This window comes from Shewanella sp. M16 (assembly GCF_018224605.1).
Lineage (GTDB): Bacteria > Pseudomonadota > Gammaproteobacteria > Enterobacterales > Shewanellaceae > Shewanella > Shewanella oncorhynchi.
The window spans coordinates 66,422-83,638 of the sequence record NZ_JAGTUL010000006.1 but is presented as its reverse complement, the minus strand read 5'-3'; the positions used below and the strand labels follow the sequence as shown (position 1 = coordinate 83,638).

Here is a 17,217-nt window from a genome sequence, read left to right as displayed (position 1 = left end):
AAAAGTTTCTTAGGCTATGCAATCACTGTTATTATGTACAGCATTAATTCGATAAAGTAGTGACGCATGTTACCTGACAATGTAAAAACCCAGATCCGCGCCATCTATAAGGATATCGCTACCGCCTTGCCTAATTTTAGGCCGCGCCGCGAACAAAACTATATGGTGGCGGAAATCTCTAAGACCCTCGCCGGCGACTATGACAAAGATAGACGCATCATAGTGGTCGAAGCAGGGACTGGGATCGGTAAATCATTGTCTTATATTCTCGGTACCATCCCACTGGCACTAGCGAGCAAGAAAAAAGTCTGTATCGCCACCGCGACCGTCGCCCTGCAAGAACAATTACTGCATAAAGACTTGCCCTTCTTCCTTGAGCAATCCGGCTTAAATTTCCGCTTTGGCCTAGTCAAAGGTCGACAACGTTATGTGTGTCTATCGAAACTGGCGATGCTCATCGGTGACGACAACAGTACACAAATGGCCATGTGGCAAACTAAGCCTGACAATAGCCAAGTGGCTATGATGCATGGCCTGTTAAAAGACTATAACGAAGGTCGCTGGAACGGCGAAATCGACACCTTAGCCGTGCCGCTGCCCGATCACCTGTGGCAACAAATCGCCTGCGACAAACACAGCTGTCATCGCCAAGTCGCCAGCCACAGAAATTGCCCGTTCCATAAGGCCCGTGAAGATGTTGATACCTGGGACGTGCTCATCGCCAACCACAGCTTGTTATTTGCCGATTTAGAATTAGGTGGCGGCGTGATTTTGCCCGATCCCGAAGACGTGTTTTATGTTATCGACGAGGCACATCACTTACCCATTGTGGCGCGGGACTTCTCCAGTGCACAGGCCACGCTTAGGGGCGCCTGCGACTGGCTCGAAAAAATTGGCAAAACCTGCGCTAAGTTACAAAACCAAATAAAAAGCAACAATATCATTGCCCCCGCGCAAGCGATGCAAGATCATTTAGGCGATCTTATCAGCCAGCTCAATCAAGTGGCCCACTATTGCGATACCCAGACCAAACACTTTGCCAATCCTGAAAACCGTCTGCGTTTTGAGCACGGCAAACTACCAGAGTCATTACTCATTCTCGCCGAAAACCTTGCTGTGACCTCTAATCTTGCCCTCAAACAGTTTAATAAAATGCTGTCACTGCTGGCCGAGGCGATTAAAGATGGCGATATTCCTAAACATCAATCCGAAGCGCTATTGGCCGAAACCGGATTTATGCTGCAAAGGCTCGAAAACCTGCAGAAACTGTGGAGGATGATGGCCAAGGAAGATAAGCACAAAGGCGCACCTATGGCGCGCTGGGTCGAACTCATCACAGGTAAACAAGTGGATTATCTGTTTAGCGCCTCGCCGATTGAAGTCGGTTTTATGCTGGAATCCATGCTGTGGCAAAAGGCCGCAGGCGTAGTCTTATGTAGCGCCACGCTGCGCGCACTCAATAACTTTGACCATTTCGTGCATCAAGTTGGGTTGTCACTCAATGATGGCAGTCGTTATTTAGCCTTACAATCGCCCTTCGATTACCCCAATAATGCGACACTTTATTTACCCAAAATGCGCACTGAGCCGACGGATGATGCCTATACGGCTGAACTTGCCGAACAAATCATCACCCTTATTGAAGGCGAAATGGCAACCTTAGTGCTATTCGCCTCCTACTGGCAGATGGAAAAAGTGGTTGAATTACTTGAAGGTAAACTCACCACTGAGCTACTTATCCAAGGCAATGCGCCACGGCAACAATTGTTAGAAAATCATAAAGCTAAATGCGATAAAGGCGAACCAAGCATCTTGTTTGGCACCGGCAGTTTTTCTGAAGGTCTCGACTTGCCCGGTGATTATCTGACTAACTTGATCGTCACTAAACTGCCCTTTGCCGTACCAACCTCGCCCGTTGAGCAAGCGCATGCAGAATATGTCAAAGTCAAAGGCGGTAATCCCTTCTTACAACTGACGATCCCAGATGCTTCACGTAAGCTTATTCAAAGTTGTGGTAGATTACTGCGTAAAGAGCAAGATTATGGCCGAGTGACTATTTTAGATAGGCGGTTAGTCACTAAACGCTATGGTAAGTCCTTACTGGATGCCTTACCGCCCTTTAGACGTGTTATAGAGTAGGATTAAAATTTGGAGTTGTTACTCGAGCCCAGTCATTGGGCCCTGTTGGCAGTTATAGGTCTTATCGCTGGATTCATTGATGCCGTCGTGGGTGGCGGTGGCCTATTGTCGATCCCCGCACTGTTAACCTTAGGCATTGCGCCGCATACCGTATTAGGCACCAATAAGTTAGCAGCAAGCTTTGGCTCTTTTATGGCAGCTTGGACCTATTATCGCAAACACCTCTTTAAACCCTCGTTTTGGTACATGGCTTTTATCGCCACCTTTATTGGCGCCGTATTGGGCAGTTTCTTAGTCTATTTAGTCGATACTCAATGGCTCGAAAAAGTCCTACCCTTGCTGATCATTGGCATCGCTATTTACAGTTTAGTCAGCCCCAATGCGATGTCAGACGTTAACTGCCAAGTACCAATCAGCAAGCCGCCAGCCAAGCAACAATGGCTACAGGGACTGGCTTTAGGCACTTATGATGGTTTTGCAGGCCCAGGCATTGGCGCATTTTGGACCGTCACATCTGGCTCTTTGTATAAACTGCCTTTACTGCACAGTTGTGGCCTTGCCCGTGCGATGACTTTTACCAGCAACTTGACCGCACTGACTATCTTTGGCTGGCTTGGACAGGTACAGTGGCAAATAGGTCTGTGGATGGGATTGTGCATGATGTTAGGCTCATTTATCGGTGCCCGCTGTGCGATTAAATTTGGCATGCCCTTTATCCGCCCACTGTTTATTTTGATCGTGCTAATGATTGCAGCGAATTTGGCATGGAGCGCATGGTTGTGAACACCCAACAATTAATGGTGATGCTGAAGAATCAGCTTAAAGCCTTAGAACAAGAAGTGCTGCAACACGATAATCGACTCGCGCCGCCACAGCGCAAACTCCTGCAAGAAACAGAGCGTTTTAATCACTCGCTGTTTGTCCAACACGGCGCCCAACTCAGCCCCTGTATTGAACAAATTCGTAGCAGTATTATGCAGCTCGAAAAACAAATTAAGCTTAAACTCGCCCCCCAGACCATTGCCCTGAGCTGTGAGCGGATCCAAGATAGATTCACCGCAGTCAAACGAGCCTTGCTGACCACTTCTATCGACATTAAGTCTAAAACTCAGCAGCGTGCCAGTAGCCGTGCCCGTTTTGCACAACGCCAGAATCAGTCTCACCAAGCCAGTGGTTTCGATTGGATCGCCAATAACGTGATGCAAAATAGTCATGAGATCTACGAAGAATTGAACAAACATCTGAATTGGGCGAAAAAATTTGAACAAAAAATTGAAGAAATGGAATCAAAACTTGAAAACTGTCATAGTGCTGACAAAATAAAATTGCAAAATGACATCCTTTTGATGCATCGTCGTCTAGGAAAATGCAGGCAAGCTATTAGTTATATAGAAGATCGCATTCAAATATTCGAACGCCCGTATCAGAGTAATAACCGTTAAGGAGTAACAATGAAATCACTTTTGCCAATTAGCAGCCTGCTAGTATTACTCGGATCTGCCTCAGCCTTCGCCGCAGATCTCAACATTCCTATGTCATTTGAGTACCTTGCTCTTGATGGTAAAAAAGTCGAGTCGAGCGTATTCAACCATAAAAGCAGCTTAGAATTGGCCCCCGGCACTCACAAAATCGCCATTCGTTACCATGAAATGGTAGAGGATAATTTTAGTGACAGCCAAACCTTTGTTAAGTCAGCACCTTTCATCGTTACTTTAGATGTTGATGGCGACCATCAATATTACCTGCAAGCGGCCGAAGGTGAAGTCGTTAAAAAGCCTAAAGTTTACGCGCAAAACCCACAAATCAAATTAACCCGTAGTGACAAAGGCAGCGTCAATTACCAAGTGGTGAATACCAATTTAGAAGAAGAAAGCTTCGTCTCTCGCCTTTTCAGTGGTAATCAAGCCGTTGACGTATCCGGTACTGCCGCAGCAGCAACCGGTGCCGCAGGTGCAGTAGTAGCCGTTGCACCAGCCCCCGTGACAACATCGGCGACCGTTAACGCAACATCACTCACCGCCCCAGTAGACACCTCTAAAGCAGCAGGAGCCAACCCACAACAAATGTTGCAATACTGGTGGCTACAAGCAGATGAAAAAACCCGTAAAGAATTTATGAGCTGGGCAATTTCACAGCTATAACAACTTGCGATAACGAGGTTTAGTCAATATTGACTCTGATCCCACTGGTTTATCACGCCAGCTATTCCAAGCTGGCGCTTCCTCCCCATCACAGATTTCCCACCACTAAATACGCACATTTACGGCAGTACTTACTCGATAACCACATTGCCACGACCGCACAGTTCCACGCACCAACGGCCATGACTGCAGAAGATGTAATACAAGTGCATCAACGCGAATATGTAGAGCAATTTATCGCGGGTACCTTGCCAACAGCGGCGCTAAGACGGATTGGTTTCCCGTGGAGTGAAGCCTTAGTTGAGCGTACCTTGCATTCAGTAGCAGGCACCACACTCACAGCTTCATTAGCCATAAATCAGGGTATTGCCCTGCATCTCACGGGGGGCTACCATCACGCCCATTACAATTTTGGCAGCGGCTATTGTATTTTCAACGACCTTATCCTCGCGGCCAGAAATGCCATCGCGAGCCAGCAAGTACACAAGGTACTGATTTTTGATTGCGATGTGCATCAAGGTGACGGCAGTGCAACCCTTAGCCACCAACATCAAGGGATCATCAGTTGCTCGATTCACTGCAAAGAGAATTTCCCGAGTCGTAAGCAGTATTCCCACCATGATATTGAACTAACCAAAGGCAGCGATGACAATCTGTATCTCGAAACCGTGGAGCAGACACTCGCCCTCCTTATCCGAATCCATCAACCAGATCTGATTCTTTATGATGCTGGGGTCGATATTCATCAAAATGACGATCTTGGCTTGCTCAATATCAGCCAAGAAGGACTGTTCAGACGGGATTTAACTGTGTTATCAATGGCAAAATCGGAAAATATTCCAATTGCAGCCGTGATAGGCGGCGGCTATAGCAGAGACGCACTACAATTAAGCCAAAGACACGGCCAACTTTTTATTGCGGCAAATCATTTGTGGTAGCAAACTCAATGAAAACCGTCATGGAGCATAACAATGCAACTCGAAATCCGTAATTACTACGAAGTTCTTTTAATGGAAATATTGTCAGATGAAGGACTTATGGACGAACTTCCTGAGGACTATCTCGCCGACTTATGTTGCGTGACCTTAAATCAACTGCCAGTCCGCTACATACGCCACCTCGTCGATACTTACTTCTTTGAAGACTATAACGAGCTGCAGGAATTAAAGCGTGAGATCCAAACCGCACTCGAAAAGTCCCGCGCTTTTCTTAAACAAAATCTGCAAAAAAGATTACAGGAAGAAGCCGAAGCCAATCGTTAATTTCGTTAAAGGTTACTGTTGAGAGTATTTTTAGCCGTTGTAGTGGCAAGAACAGAAGCAGGCAATGGATTATCTCATTGTGCAGAAATATTAACGCTATAAATGATTAACGGCAGAAAACGGAAATAGTCTGCAAACTAAAATATTGAATAACATAAATTGAGTAGATATAGAGAAGTACAACGGAATAAACAGAGGGAAAGTTGAATTGGAGGTTCCCCTAGAGCCGACACCCCGGCACACGAGTCGCTTGCTGCGGTTGCTCCCTTCCGGGCCTGGCCGAGTTCACAAGTTATCATTGCGGGGGGACCCTAGGGTCACCATAACTTCGAACATTACTTTGAATGACATAAACCAAAGCATTGCTTGAACGCGGAGGATTATCCCCCATGGACCCTATGGGATCAAGCGCTAATCGATAAGATCTCTTAATATCCCACCTAACTGCACAATCTATAAGCAAATAGAGTGATTGAAATGATAAAAGCCTGCAAATGCAGACTTTTATATATGTTTTACTGAATCTCTTATCATAAAAATCAGCAGGCTACACCGCAATCATCGCCAAAGGTGGTTACAACTTGATCAAATGGCGATTTTGCTCAATTATCTTAGCCCCAACACCAGAGACATTGGCTAAGTCATCTATAGCATTGAACTTACCATTTTTAGTGCGATAGTCGACAATCGCTTGAGCCTTTGCGGCACCAATCCCTTTGAGTACGAGTAACTGCTCGGCTGAAGCGGTATTGATGTTGACTTGAGCGGCATCTGGCATAGCTTTCTTCACATCCGATGCCATTTCACCCGCTTCAGTTTTAGCCTGTACTTTCACGGCGGCCTTGGTTGGGGTTTCTGTTGCGATTGCTGGGCTTGCCAAAAAAGCCGTTAATGCTATGGCACTCATAAAAGCTGGTATACGATTTGTGGTTTTCATAACAATTCCTCTATTCCATGATTTGCGGCCTTTCGTCCTACTTCCGTGGCCTCAAATCAAAAATAGTCTAAGCTGTCCCGAAATACCAAATCGGCGTCATAAATATTCACTATCGCTAAACTTCTGTCTTCAGCTCAATGAGCCAGTGCTTGACTATGATAAAAAGATGCAAAAAGCATCCTTTTATCATTCAAATAGCTAACGGTCTTTAAAATAACAACATTCATTAAGCTAATCGAGCTAGCGCTTGGTTCAAGTCGGCGATGATGTCGTCACAATCTTCTAAACCAATAGAGATCCGCAGCAAATTATCACCAATCCCAGCGGCAGCCCTTGCCTCTGGTGTATAAGGTGAATGCGTCATCGATGCAGGATGTTGGATCAGGGATTCAGCGTCACCTAGACTCACCGCAATTGAGAACAACTTTAGATATCCGACAAAGGCCATGGCTTCTTCTAAATTTGCCGCCAGTTCAAACGCGATAACACCACCAGCACGTTTCATCTGCTGGCCAATGAATTTATGCCCTTGATGAGATTTAAGCCCGGGATAATACACACGTGTAATGCTTGGATGTTCCGCCAAAAACTCTGCCACGCGCTGGGCACTATCGCAATGGCGCTGCAAACGCACATCTAAGGTTTTAAGGCCGCGTAAGATCAGCCAAGCATCATGTGGCGATATCACAGCGCCAATATCCTTTAAAATTTCATACTTTACTTTATGGAGCTGTTCTTCACTGCCACACACTATCCCCGCAATCACATCGCCATGGCCATTCAGATATTTAGTCGCACTGTGGACCACCAAATCAATGCCAAAATCCAGCGGCCTCTGCAGTAATGGGGTCATAAAGGTATTATCGACAATACTGACTAACTGATGACGTTTGGCAATATTCGCAATTGACGCTAAATCAAATACCTGCAAATGCGGATTGACAGGGGTTTCACAGAAAATGACCTTAGTATTGGATTTAATCGCCGCTTCTATTTCTGCTTCCGATGAAAAGTCCACTAGGGACACTTCAATACCAAAGCGGGCAAACTGAGTCGTCATTAGCGCATAAGTACAACCGTATACGGCATTCGACGCCACTAAGTGATCGCCCATCTGCAAATTAGCCAGCAATGCGGCGGATACTGCGCCCATACCAGAAGCAGTTGCTGCTGCGGCCTCAGCCCCTTCTAAAATCGCCATTTTACGTTCAAGCTCAGCGGTTGTCGGATTCCCTAAGCGCGTGTAAATATACCCCGACTCATTACCCGCAAATCGCTCACCACCTTGCTGTGCAGACTCAAACACAAAAGTCGCACTTTGATAAAGCGGCGTCACTAAGGCACCAAAGGCCTCTCGCTCATGGCCGCCATGAATAACCTGTGTCGCCGCCTTCCACATCTTGCCTGACTCATCTTGCATACCTAGCTCCTTGTCATTGGTATTGAGCAGTTCCCGTTCTTGATTGATTGTTGGTGTGGAGCGCTCAATACCCGCATTATGGATAATCTAATAGATAAGTTAATGAAACATTAGCCCTATCGAATAAGCCATACCATAACGCGGCCAAGCACTTAAGCCAGTAGCATGACGAAAATAGCAGCGATCAAAAGTGTAATTAACTTGTTACATAGCACTTTTACGTCGCACTTAGTCATTCTCTTTATCTGCAAGAATCATAAAAAATGCGCTAAGGAACAAGTCCATTAGCGCATCTACTTCCGGCTATTTGAATCGTTTAATCATATGATATTCAATAGCATCTACTCTTTAGACTTATCTTTAGATGACCGCGATACCCTATCATCAACATCGGCGAACTGGCCTTTTAATGCGTCGCGGCCTTCCTTGGTAAACAGCTTGCCTGAAAACTGCTTAAGTTCAGTTAACAATTCCTGATGCACTTTAGACAATTTAGGCCTTTGCTCTTCCCTAAACACAATCGGCCGACACAGCGCCATGGCTTGATATCCAAGGCGCGCTGTTAACATGCCGCCCCCTAAGCCTTGAGCCAAGCGAGCAGACAATTTACCTGTCATTTCAACCGATAACAGCTGTGTTCCTAAATCGGTAACTAACTCAGTGGTGCCTGCGTAGATGATATTAATAATAATGCTGCGGATAAGTTTAATTCGGCTCCAGTAACCAAGTTCAATGCCATAACAGCGGGCGACATCGCGCAGCATACGTTGATTACGCCAGAGGATAATCGCCATATCGAGCACAGCTAACGGACTCGCCGCCAGTAACACTGCCGACTCAGCCGCATAGCGTCGCACGACTTTTTTGGCCAGTTCATCTCGCTCCGTTAAGACTAAGTCCTCGAATAACAAGACTTTCTCGGCATCATTATGTTCATCTTTTAATGAACGGCGAAGTTGCTGCAAACCTTGGCTGTCTTCATAGTGGCACACTATGTTATCGATAAAGCTGTCTGCTTCACCCATTTGCATGCTCTGCGCTAGCCTTGCACCTGTTTCTTGAGTATCGGCGACCTGTTTGAGTCGCTTGAGCTTACGGTATTCACTGACTGCGCCCGCCAATGCCCACGCACTGACAACCCCAAGCACCACACCATAAAAACTGAACAACCAAGGGCTCTCAAGCCAAGCATCCCTCAGTCCTAATCCTGTTTGAACGACTACAAGCAGCAATAAACTCGCTACTGCCAGACGAGCGAGCCAAGACCAACGGCGTGATTTTACAAGTTGAGGCGATACCGATTTAGCATCGATCATTTTTGGATGGGATGACAACGTTTCATCCATCAATTCCTCAATATCAGCAGCCACTTCTTGCACTGGCGTATGCGGATCAAAGGCTTTCGCCCCTTTGAGCTCCTCTTTGCTGGGTTTGAGCTCCACGACTTCTGGGTCAAACAGCTGCTGCTTTTTCAGCGGCTTATGTTCAACTGAGTGTGCAAATGAGTTCGCAGAAGAATTAGAAGCCTGCTCGTTAGCGTTATCCGATAGCTTTAGCGTCATTCCAACTTATCTCCCAGTAAGTACTGCAGCAAATGATCGAGGCGAATATGGTCAAAGTGCACTTGAGAGGGGTCAACATTAACATTGCTCGGCGGCGCAAAACCGACAAAGTTAAACCCTTGGTCACGCCAAAAATCGGGGTCAGGTAAGCGAGTGGGCACTTCGCCGGGAAACAAGGTCAGGGCTTTACCGTTGAGCCCCATACCCTGCACGACTTCGACCTCACCCTCTTGGGTCGTTACCATGCCATGGCGAGTCGCCTTGATGGCGCTAATCGCCATCGTCTCCACTTTACAACCATCGAAACTGGCAAAATGCTGACTGTGTTTCAACATATCGGTCAGCAGGGACAAAACATGGCTCTGCTGATCGCGGGTCACATGGTCAACCTTGCTCGCGGCAAACAATAAACGGTCGATGCGGGGGGCAAATAACCGCCGTAAATAACTCGATTGGCCAAACTGAAAGCTTTCCATAATGGCATTGAGCGCCGCGCCCATATCCTCAAATTGCTTTTTACCGCGATTCAACGCACTAAAACAGTCAACGAGTACTAACTGCCGATCAAAACCGGCAAAGTGGTTTTTATAGAAAGGCTTAACCACTTTAGCCACGTATTCTTGATAGCGTTTTTCCAGTACATGGAATCCACTGTGTTTATCGCTTTGCGAAAGCTCAGCAAACTTTTCATCATTAACCAATAACAGGGGGAAAAAAGCCAATAAGGGAGCACCCTGCCATTCACCTGGCAATAACATGCGCCCAGGTTGCGCTTGGTAATAACCTTGCACGTGCACTAAATCATTGAGTAATAGCTGATATTGATCGGCAATTTGCTTTAATTGCTGTTCATCGGCGCTCGCGGCTAAATCCAATGATGTCAAAGATTGCTCAAACTCGGCATACAAGGGAGAGCTTTTAAGATTCTCGATGCGAACTTGTTGAGCGCGACACCAAGTTACAAAGTCTTGGCGCAGCATAGGTAAATCGAGTAACCATTCGCCAGGATAATCGACTATGTCTAAATACAAGGTGGCGGTATCAGAAAACTTGGCCAGTAAGCCCTTCTTAGGCTGGTATTTAATCGCCAATCGTAACTCAGAAATAGTACGGGTAGAGGCTGGCCAGGTCGCAGGTTCGGAAGTGAGCGCTAACATGGCGCCTTGATAATCAAAACTAGCGATTTCAAGATCCGGCTGCATGGCACGCTTAACACCGAGTAAACGCTGATCGCGGCTCACCTGCCACAGTGGCAAAGCACTGTTGTTGCGGGCGTGGGGTAAGGTTGAGACAGGTCCAGAATTGAGTAACTGATTGACTAACCCCGTGATAAACGCCGTTTTTCCTGCACCAGAAAGCCCAGTCACGGCCAAACGTAAATGCCGGTCCGCGGTGCGATGTAACAGGGATTGGCCCTTTTGGGTTAATTTATGGAGCGAGGCATCAAGCATTCCCATAGAGACTTCCCTTATGTCGAATGATGTTAACTTATGTCAAGTGATGTTGACTATACACTGGAATGGAGCAGAGATTAAGCAACAAGGGCGGACATGGCCGCCCTTTAGAAGGATTACAAACTATTGATTTGTCTTTTTAAATCAAAGTTGTCAGAGGTGACATGGCGTTCTAAATTTTGTAGCCTGACTTCCAGACTTCGAAATTGACGACTCACGTCGCTTAGCGCTTGCTTTGCGGGTTCTCCCGACTGCCACGGCTTCTTCTTCACCTCGATATCGTCTCTATCGTAATGCTTTTGCGGCTTGATGTCTAAAATCACCCACAAAGCGACATAGATGATAAATACCACACCTGAGCCGCCGAGTAAGAAGATAGACACAGTCAGCACTCGCACTAACCAAGTTTCAATCGCAAAGTACTCGGCAATCCCTGCACATACACCCGCTATTTTGCCTGACTGGGGAATGCGGTACAAAGTACGGCCATTAGATCCTCTCATGTTTCCCCCTCCATTCGGGCGATTCTGTATCCAGAATGGCCTCTAAGGTCTCGATACGCGCCGCCATTTTATCGGCCTTGGATATCAAATCATTGAGTTGTGAAAACTCTTCCTCAGTGAGTCCCTGGCTCACTTGTCGCTTACTGCGATAATGAAGAACTAACCATATTGGCGCGACTATCACCATGAAAATAATAATCGGCGCCATTAGCACGTCCATATCCATAACTCACCTCTGAATTGTTATTCTTTTGACTTAATTGGCGCTTTACCTTTTACCTTGGCTTTGAGCGCTGCCAGTTCTGCATTCACAGAATCTTCCGCTTCTAGCGCCGCAAACTCATCGGCTAAGGTCTTCTTGCTGCCAAGATCGTAAGATTCAACTTGGGCTTCTAAGCCTTCGACACGGCGCTCATATTGCTCAAACTTGAGCATAGCATTGTCGATCTTGCTTGAATCTAGCTGCTTTTTCACTTCTAAGCGTGATGACGCTGTTTGAGTGCGCAAAATAATGGTCTTTTGACGCGCTTTTGCATCGAGCAGCTTTTCTTGCAACATGCCCACCTCATCTTTCAAGCGTGCGATATGTTCATCGATGACGGCTAACTCTTGATTCAGCGTATCTGCTAAACCGGTCGCTTTTTGTTTTTCAACTAAAGCGGCTTTCGCTAAGTCTTCACGGTCTTTGGACAGTGCCAGTTCAGCCTTATCTTGCCAATCTTGCACTTGCTCTAACACGCGGTTGATACGACGTTGCAGCTCTTTCTTTTCAGCTAACACTTTAGCTGAGGTAGAACGCACTTCAACGAGTGTGTCTTCCATTTCTTGGATAATCAGTCGAACCATTTTTTCTGGGTCTTCGGCTTTATCCAGCAATGCGCTGATATTAGAGTTAATGATATCGGCGAAACGAGAGAAAATTCCCATAATCCTATCCTCAAATTGATGTTGGTCTCGTATAAGGTGATACACTAACCGTGCCAACTTTTACTTCTTATTTAAATACAGTAACTTAAACAAAATATTAACTTTTACTTCCTTTTACGCTTCAAGCCACTTATTATCATTTTCACCAAATTTTAGCGCGAAAGACTAAAAAATATCGTGGATAATAAATTTCAGCAAGACAACCTTATCGGTCAATCCAACGCCCTACTCGAAGTGTTAGAACATGTGTCGCAAATAGCGCCTCTGTCTAAACCCGTACTGATTATTGGTGAACGAGGTACAGGTAAAGAGCTTATTGCCGAACGCTTACATTATCTGTCTAAGCGCTGGGATCAAAGTTTTATTAAGCTAAACTGTTCATCTTTGAGTGAAAATTTACTCGAGAGTGAATTATTTGGCCATGAGTCAGGAGCCTTTACTGGCGCCAAAGGCAAACACGAAGGCCGCTTTGAGCGCGCCGACGGCGGCACCTTATTCCTCGACGAATTAGCCAACACCTCAGGACTTGTCCAAGAAAAGCTCCTGCGTGTCATTGAATACGGCGAATTTGAACGGGTCGGCGGCAGTAAAACCGTGCAGGCTGATGTTCGTTTAATCTGCGCCGCCAACGAAGATTTACCATCACTTGCTGACGCAGGCGAATTTCGTGCCGACTTGCTCGATAGACTCGCCTTCGATGTAATTACTCTGCCACCACTGCGTTGCCGCCCAGAAGACATAATGACGCTGGCGGAATATTTCGCCGTTGGCATGGCGCGCCAATTAAAACTGCAGCTGTTCAGCGGTTTCAGCGCCCATGCGGTCGAGCAATTAATGACCCACGACTGGCCGGGTAATATCCGTGAACTTAAAAACGTAGTCGAGCGCAGCGTTTACCGTAATGGTGGTGAAAATAGACCCATCGACCATATCACCCTCGATCCCTTTGCTTCACCGTATCGGCCCCAAACGCGGATCAAGACTCGCGAACGCCAAATCACCTCAGTCGCGCCAACAACTGTTGCCAGTACGTCACAATCTGCGCCGATACTTGAGGCTGAAGTACAAGTCAATACTGAGTATTCAACGAATTGCTTTAATTTTCCGCTGGATTTTAAAGAGCAAACTGAGAAGTACGAAATGGATCTGATCCAGCAGGCACTCTCAAGCAGCCAATACAACCAAAAGAAAACCGCCGACATGCTCGGATTAAGCTACCACCAACTGCGTGGCATCCTTAAAAAGTACAATTTACTTGATAAAGCATAAGCAGATTGCCCACGGGGGAGATGCACTGCTAAAATAGCCGTTCATAGTCGATAAAATAATGATTTATAAATGAGTGTGCTAATTAGACGCCTGTGCCTAACAACTGCAGTTTCTTGCATGAGTTGGTTGTTGGTCGCGTGTGGCCCCCAACGACTCCCTTCTGGTTTGGTGTATTGCTCCGAAGGGAACCCTGAGTCTTTTAATCCACAATTGGTGACATCTGGCACGACAATCGATGCCACCTCACATCAAATTTATAGTCGCCTAGTGGATTATGACACCCAGTCAGGCAAGCTTGTCCCTGCCTTGGCGACGAGTTGGGCCATGTCTGATGATGGTTTAAGCTATCGCTTCACTCTCAGGGAAAACGTGCAGTTCCAGCATTCAAAGCGTTTTTACCCAACTCGCCCCTTTAATGCCGACGATGTGTTGTTCTCCTTTAATCGTATTATCGATACCCAGCATCCTTATCATTTTGTCTCCCGCACGGGTTATCCCTTCTTCCAAAGTATTGGCTTTTCTCAGCAAGTTAAAGGGATAGAGAAGATAAACGATCATGAAGTGGTCTTTTACTTAACCCGCAAAGACGCTTCTTTTCTGTCGAATTTAGCCACCGACTTTGCGGTGATCTTATCAAACGAATACGCGCAGCAGCAGTTAGCTTTAGGTCATCCTGAAAACGTCGACCACTTTGCCATTGGTACAGGACCGTTCACCTTAGTGCAATACGCTAAAAACGAATATATCCGCTATCGCCGTAATCCCGATTTTTGGGGAGAGCCAGCAAAAATCGATATGCTGGTATTTGATATCACGCCCAAAAGTACAGTTAGGCTCGCTAAGCTTATCGCGGGGGATTGCAGCGTTTCTGCGCTGCCCAAAGCAGGTGAACTGCCTGTTATCAAACAGCATCAAGAATTAAACATCGAATCACAACCAGGTCTTAACGTAGCATTTTGGGCCTTTAATACGCAAAAGCCACCGTTAGATGATGTTCGCGTACGTCGTGCACTGGCCTATGCTGTTGATAAACAAAATATCCTGCGAGCGGTTTATCAAAATACTGCCATTGAAGCCACCGGCGTTCTGCCGCCAGCATCATGGGCCTACGAAAATAACAAAGGACTTGTCGATTACAATCCGCAAAAAGCACGCGACCTATTAAAAGAAGCTGGTATAAAAAATCTCAGCATCAATATTTGGGCCATACCGGTTGCCCGCGCTTATAACCCCAATTCGTTGAAAACGGCCGAATTAATTCAATCCGATTTAGCAAACATCGGCATAAAAGTGAATATCGTCAGTTACGATTGGAGCGTATTTAATCAGAGACTGAGCCGCGACGACTATGATTCTGTGCTGATTGGCTGGAATGCTGATAACAGCGATCCCGATAACTTTTTTAATCCGCTGCTGAGCTGCGCAGCAATGCAATCAAACAACAATCGTTCTCGCTGGTGTAACCCTGAGTTTGATGCCATCTTAAACAGCGCAAGGGAAGTATCAGATCAAGCGGAACGTAAAGTGATTTATCAACAAGCAGAAGCCTTTTTAGCTGAACAAGTACCTATGCTGAGTCTGGCCCATGCCAAACGTGTAGCGTTAACTCGCAGTGATATCAAGGATATGCAGCTTACGCCTTTTGGTGGGATTTCCTTCACCCATACTAGCCAAGCACCACAGGAGGCGAATTAATGTTTACATACCTACTGCGTCGCCTCAATTTATTTCTTGCTACTTCGTTAGTCATGGTGGGTGTCTTATTTTACGCTACAGGCTTGTTTCCAGTTGAGCGCACCTATGCACTCACTGGCATACATACACCGACGGCAAGCCAACTGGTTCAAATAGAACAGGACTACAAATTAGATAAAAACCAAGCGTGGCAATTTATCGCTTACCTACAACAAAGGCTTAGCGGTAATTTAGGGATTTCAGTCACGTCACATCAAGAAGTCGCCGAAGAACTCAGTGCCGTCCTGCCCGCCTCCTTCGAACTTGCTGTGATGGCGGGTATTATCGCAATTTGCTTGGGCGTGCCCTTAGGCGTGCTCGCCTCCCAGAGTCAACATAAGCTCACCCAAAATACCATTATGGCGATTACCCTAACGGGCTACTCTGTACCCGTATTCTGGTTAGGCCTTTATCTTTCGCTTTGGTTTGGCGTCGATCTTGGTTGGTTACCAATTTCGGGACAAATCAATTTGCTCTATGAAATCAAGCCCGTCACTGGCTTTATGCTAGTGGATACCTTGTTGTCAGAGTCTGAATACGGCATGTCGGCATTTAAAGATGCCCTGCTGCATATCATTTTGCCTGCCACAACACTGGCCGTGTTACCTTTTACTGTAGTGGTTCGTAGCACCCGTTCGGCAATGGTGAATGTGATGAATCAAACCTTTATCCGCGCCGCCGAAGCTAGAGGCATGCATACTGGCACGATTATACTGCGCCACGCCCTGCCCAATGCGTTAATCCCCGTACTTAAACATTTAGGGCTAATGCTTGGCTCATTTGCCAGTTATGCCATAGTGGTTGAAATGATTTTCTCTTGGCCTGGTGTAGGATCTTGGCTGGTTTCAGGGATTTACCAACGGGACTATACTGTTATCCAAGGTGGGATTTTGGCCGTGGCCCTATTGATTATCTTCCTAAGTATCTTGATTGAAGTGCTGCACACAGCCTTTAATCCACTGAGCAGAAAAGACCTTTATGCCACCAGTTAAAATTTATCAAGAAGATCAAATTGCCTCCCCGACTATGCGGGTTTGGCTTAACTTTTCGGCTAATCCTTTCGCCTTAGCGGGTCTGTGGACGATTGCATTTCTGCTCTTGCTAACCCTGTTTGGCCCTATGATTGCGCCCTTCCCACCAGAGGCACAAGATCCAAGAGCCTTGCTGTTACCACCCTCTTGGGACCCTTCAGGGACAGTGGCGCACTTTTTAGGGACTGACGATCTCGGCCGCGATATTTTTAGCCGATTATTACACGGCGCGCACTTGACCTTTGGCATGGCGCTGCTGATCGTCGTTACCGCATTATTCACAGGCTTTATCATAGGGTCGTTGTCGGGCATGATGCGGGGCTTAAAGTCCAGTATTCTCGGTCATTTGCTCGATGCGCTGTTATCGATTCCTTCATTATTAATGGCCATTTTAGTGGTCGCTGTAATGGGACCAGGGCTTGAAAACGTGTTCTGGGCCGTCGGGATTGCCTTAACCCCACAATTTGTGCGCTCCATACACCAGTCAGTGCATGAAGAATTACAAAAAGAATATGTCACAGCCGCGCGTTTAGACGGCGCTAACTCGATGCAAATTTTTTGGTATGTCATTATGCCAAACGTGTGGGAAGTGGTGATTATTCAAACCACACTTGCCATTTCAGCTGCTATTTTAGATATCGCTGCCCTGGGTTTTTTAAGCTTGGGCGCACAGGCGCCGAGTCCAGAATGGGGCGCAATGGTCGCCCAAGGGATGGATAATTTACTAACTGCACCTTGGGCCGTAACTATCCCAGGCTTAGCGATTCTTTTCAGTGTGCTTTCCATTAACTTGGTTGGCGATGGCCTACGGTCGGCGCTTGCGCCCATCAGAAACTAA

Annotated in this window: 17 protein-coding genes and 1 other RNA gene; 10 read left to right on the top strand and 8 right to left on the bottom strand. The window is 46.5% G+C overall.

Annotated features, from left to right (window positions below):
- The first annotated feature begins 66 nt into the window (after positions 1-66).
- The 6 genes from dinG to KFE26_RS05785 are packed head-to-tail and all read left to right on the top strand — an operon-like array spanning position 67 to position 5,542.
- Positions 67-2,139, top strand: a complete 2,073-nt coding sequence (dinG, locus tag KFE26_RS05810) for an ATP-dependent DNA helicase DinG (RefSeq protein WP_131524311.1) — start codon at positions 67-69, stop codon at positions 2,137-2,139.
- A 9-nt stretch (positions 2,140-2,148) separates the two neighbouring features.
- Positions 2,149-2,922, top strand: coding sequence for a TSUP family transporter (locus tag KFE26_RS05805; protein WP_212599893.1), 774 nt, complete (start codon positions 2,149-2,151; stop codon positions 2,920-2,922).
- Positions 2,913-3,581: a primosomal replication protein gene (locus KFE26_RS05800; protein WP_249195591.1), complete on the top strand. Its 669-nt coding sequence runs from the start codon at positions 2,913-2,915 to the stop codon at positions 3,579-3,581. Before KFE26_RS05805 ends, KFE26_RS05800 begins: the two co-directional genes overlap by 10 nt.
- 9 nt (positions 3,582-3,590) lie before the next feature.
- A complete protein-coding gene (locus tag KFE26_RS05795) occupies positions 3,591-4,280 on the top strand; it encodes a DUF2057 domain-containing protein (RefSeq protein WP_212599892.1) in 690 nt (229 codons plus the stop codon).
- 29 nt (positions 4,281-4,309) lie between these two features.
- Positions 4,310-5,218 carry a histone deacetylase gene (locus KFE26_RS05790; RefSeq protein WP_212599891.1) on the top strand — a complete coding sequence of 303 codons (909 nt, stop codon included), beginning with the start codon at positions 4,310-4,312 and terminating at the stop codon, positions 5,216-5,218.
- Positions 5,219-5,251: 33 nt separating this feature from the next.
- Complete coding sequence (locus tag KFE26_RS05785) at positions 5,252-5,542, top strand: late competence development ComFB family protein (protein ID WP_028760452.1); 291 nt, start codon at positions 5,252-5,254, stop codon at positions 5,540-5,542.
- 217 nt (positions 5,543-5,759) lie between these two features.
- Here the strand turns inward: KFE26_RS05785 and ffs are convergent.
- The 8 genes from ffs to pspA all read right to left on the bottom strand — a co-directional run bounded on the left by ffs (position 5,760) and on the right by pspA (position 12,345).
- Positions 5,760-5,857, bottom strand: an RNA gene (gene ffs, locus KFE26_RS05780) — signal recognition particle sRNA small type.
- Positions 5,858-6,116: 259 nt separating this feature from the next.
- Positions 6,117-6,479: a ComEA family DNA-binding protein gene (locus KFE26_RS05775; protein ID WP_173496509.1), complete on the bottom strand. Its 363-nt coding sequence runs from the start codon at positions 6,477-6,479 to the stop codon at positions 6,117-6,119.
- Between the two features lie 226 nt (positions 6,480-6,705).
- A complete protein-coding gene (gene megL, locus KFE26_RS05770) occupies positions 6,706-7,899 on the bottom strand; it encodes a methionine gamma-lyase (protein ID WP_212599890.1) in 1,194 nt (397 codons plus the stop codon).
- A gap of 341 nt (positions 7,900-8,240) precedes the next feature.
- Positions 8,241-9,461, bottom strand: a complete 1,221-nt coding sequence (locus KFE26_RS05765) for a TIGR01620 family protein (RefSeq protein ID WP_212599889.1) — start codon at positions 9,459-9,461, stop codon at positions 8,241-8,243.
- Entirely contained in the window at positions 9,458-10,918 is a 1,461-nt protein-coding gene (locus tag KFE26_RS05760; protein ID WP_212599888.1) for a YcjX family protein, read from the bottom strand. The genes KFE26_RS05765 and KFE26_RS05760 overlap by 4 nt, the downstream gene beginning before the upstream one ends.
- A gap of 113 nt (positions 10,919-11,031) precedes the next feature.
- Positions 11,032-11,418 (bottom strand): envelope stress response membrane protein PspC, encoded by a 387-nt coding sequence (gene pspC / locus KFE26_RS05755; RefSeq protein WP_028760457.1) that lies wholly within the window; start codon positions 11,416-11,418, stop codon positions 11,032-11,034.
- On the bottom strand, positions 11,405-11,644 hold the full coding sequence (gene pspB, locus KFE26_RS05750) for an envelope stress response membrane protein PspB (protein ID WP_006081138.1): 240 nt from the start codon (positions 11,642-11,644) through the stop codon (positions 11,405-11,407). Before pspB ends, pspC begins: the two co-directional genes overlap by 14 nt.
- 17 nt (positions 11,645-11,661) lie before the next feature.
- Positions 11,662-12,345: a phage shock protein PspA gene (pspA, locus tag KFE26_RS05745; RefSeq protein ID WP_028760458.1), complete on the bottom strand. Its 684-nt coding sequence runs from the start codon at positions 12,343-12,345 to the stop codon at positions 11,662-11,664.
- A gap of 177 nt (positions 12,346-12,522) precedes the next feature.
- Between pspA and pspF the strand changes: the two genes are divergently transcribed.
- The 4 genes from pspF to KFE26_RS05725 all read left to right on the top strand — a co-directional run bounded on the left by pspF (position 12,523) and on the right by KFE26_RS05725 (position 17,217).
- Positions 12,523-13,614, top strand: a complete 1,092-nt coding sequence (pspF, locus tag KFE26_RS05740; protein WP_212599887.1) for a phage shock protein operon transcriptional activator — start codon at positions 12,523-12,525, stop codon at positions 13,612-13,614.
- Positions 13,615-13,683: 69 nt separating this feature from the next.
- Positions 13,684-15,309 carry an ABC transporter substrate-binding protein gene (locus tag KFE26_RS05735; protein WP_212599886.1) on the top strand — a complete coding sequence of 542 codons (1,626 nt, stop codon included), beginning with the start codon at positions 13,684-13,686 and terminating at the stop codon, positions 15,307-15,309.
- The gene (locus KFE26_RS05730) at positions 15,309-16,340 is read left to right on the top strand and encodes an ABC transporter permease subunit (protein WP_212599885.1); all 1,032 of its coding nucleotides are present in this window, start codon (positions 15,309-15,311) and stop codon (positions 16,338-16,340) included. Before KFE26_RS05735 ends, KFE26_RS05730 begins: the two co-directional genes overlap by 1 nt.
- The gene (locus KFE26_RS05725; protein ID WP_006081133.1) at positions 16,327-17,217 is read left to right on the top strand and encodes an ABC transporter permease subunit; all 891 of its coding nucleotides are present in this window, start codon (positions 16,327-16,329) and stop codon (positions 17,215-17,217) included. The genes KFE26_RS05730 and KFE26_RS05725 overlap by 14 nt, the downstream gene beginning before the upstream one ends.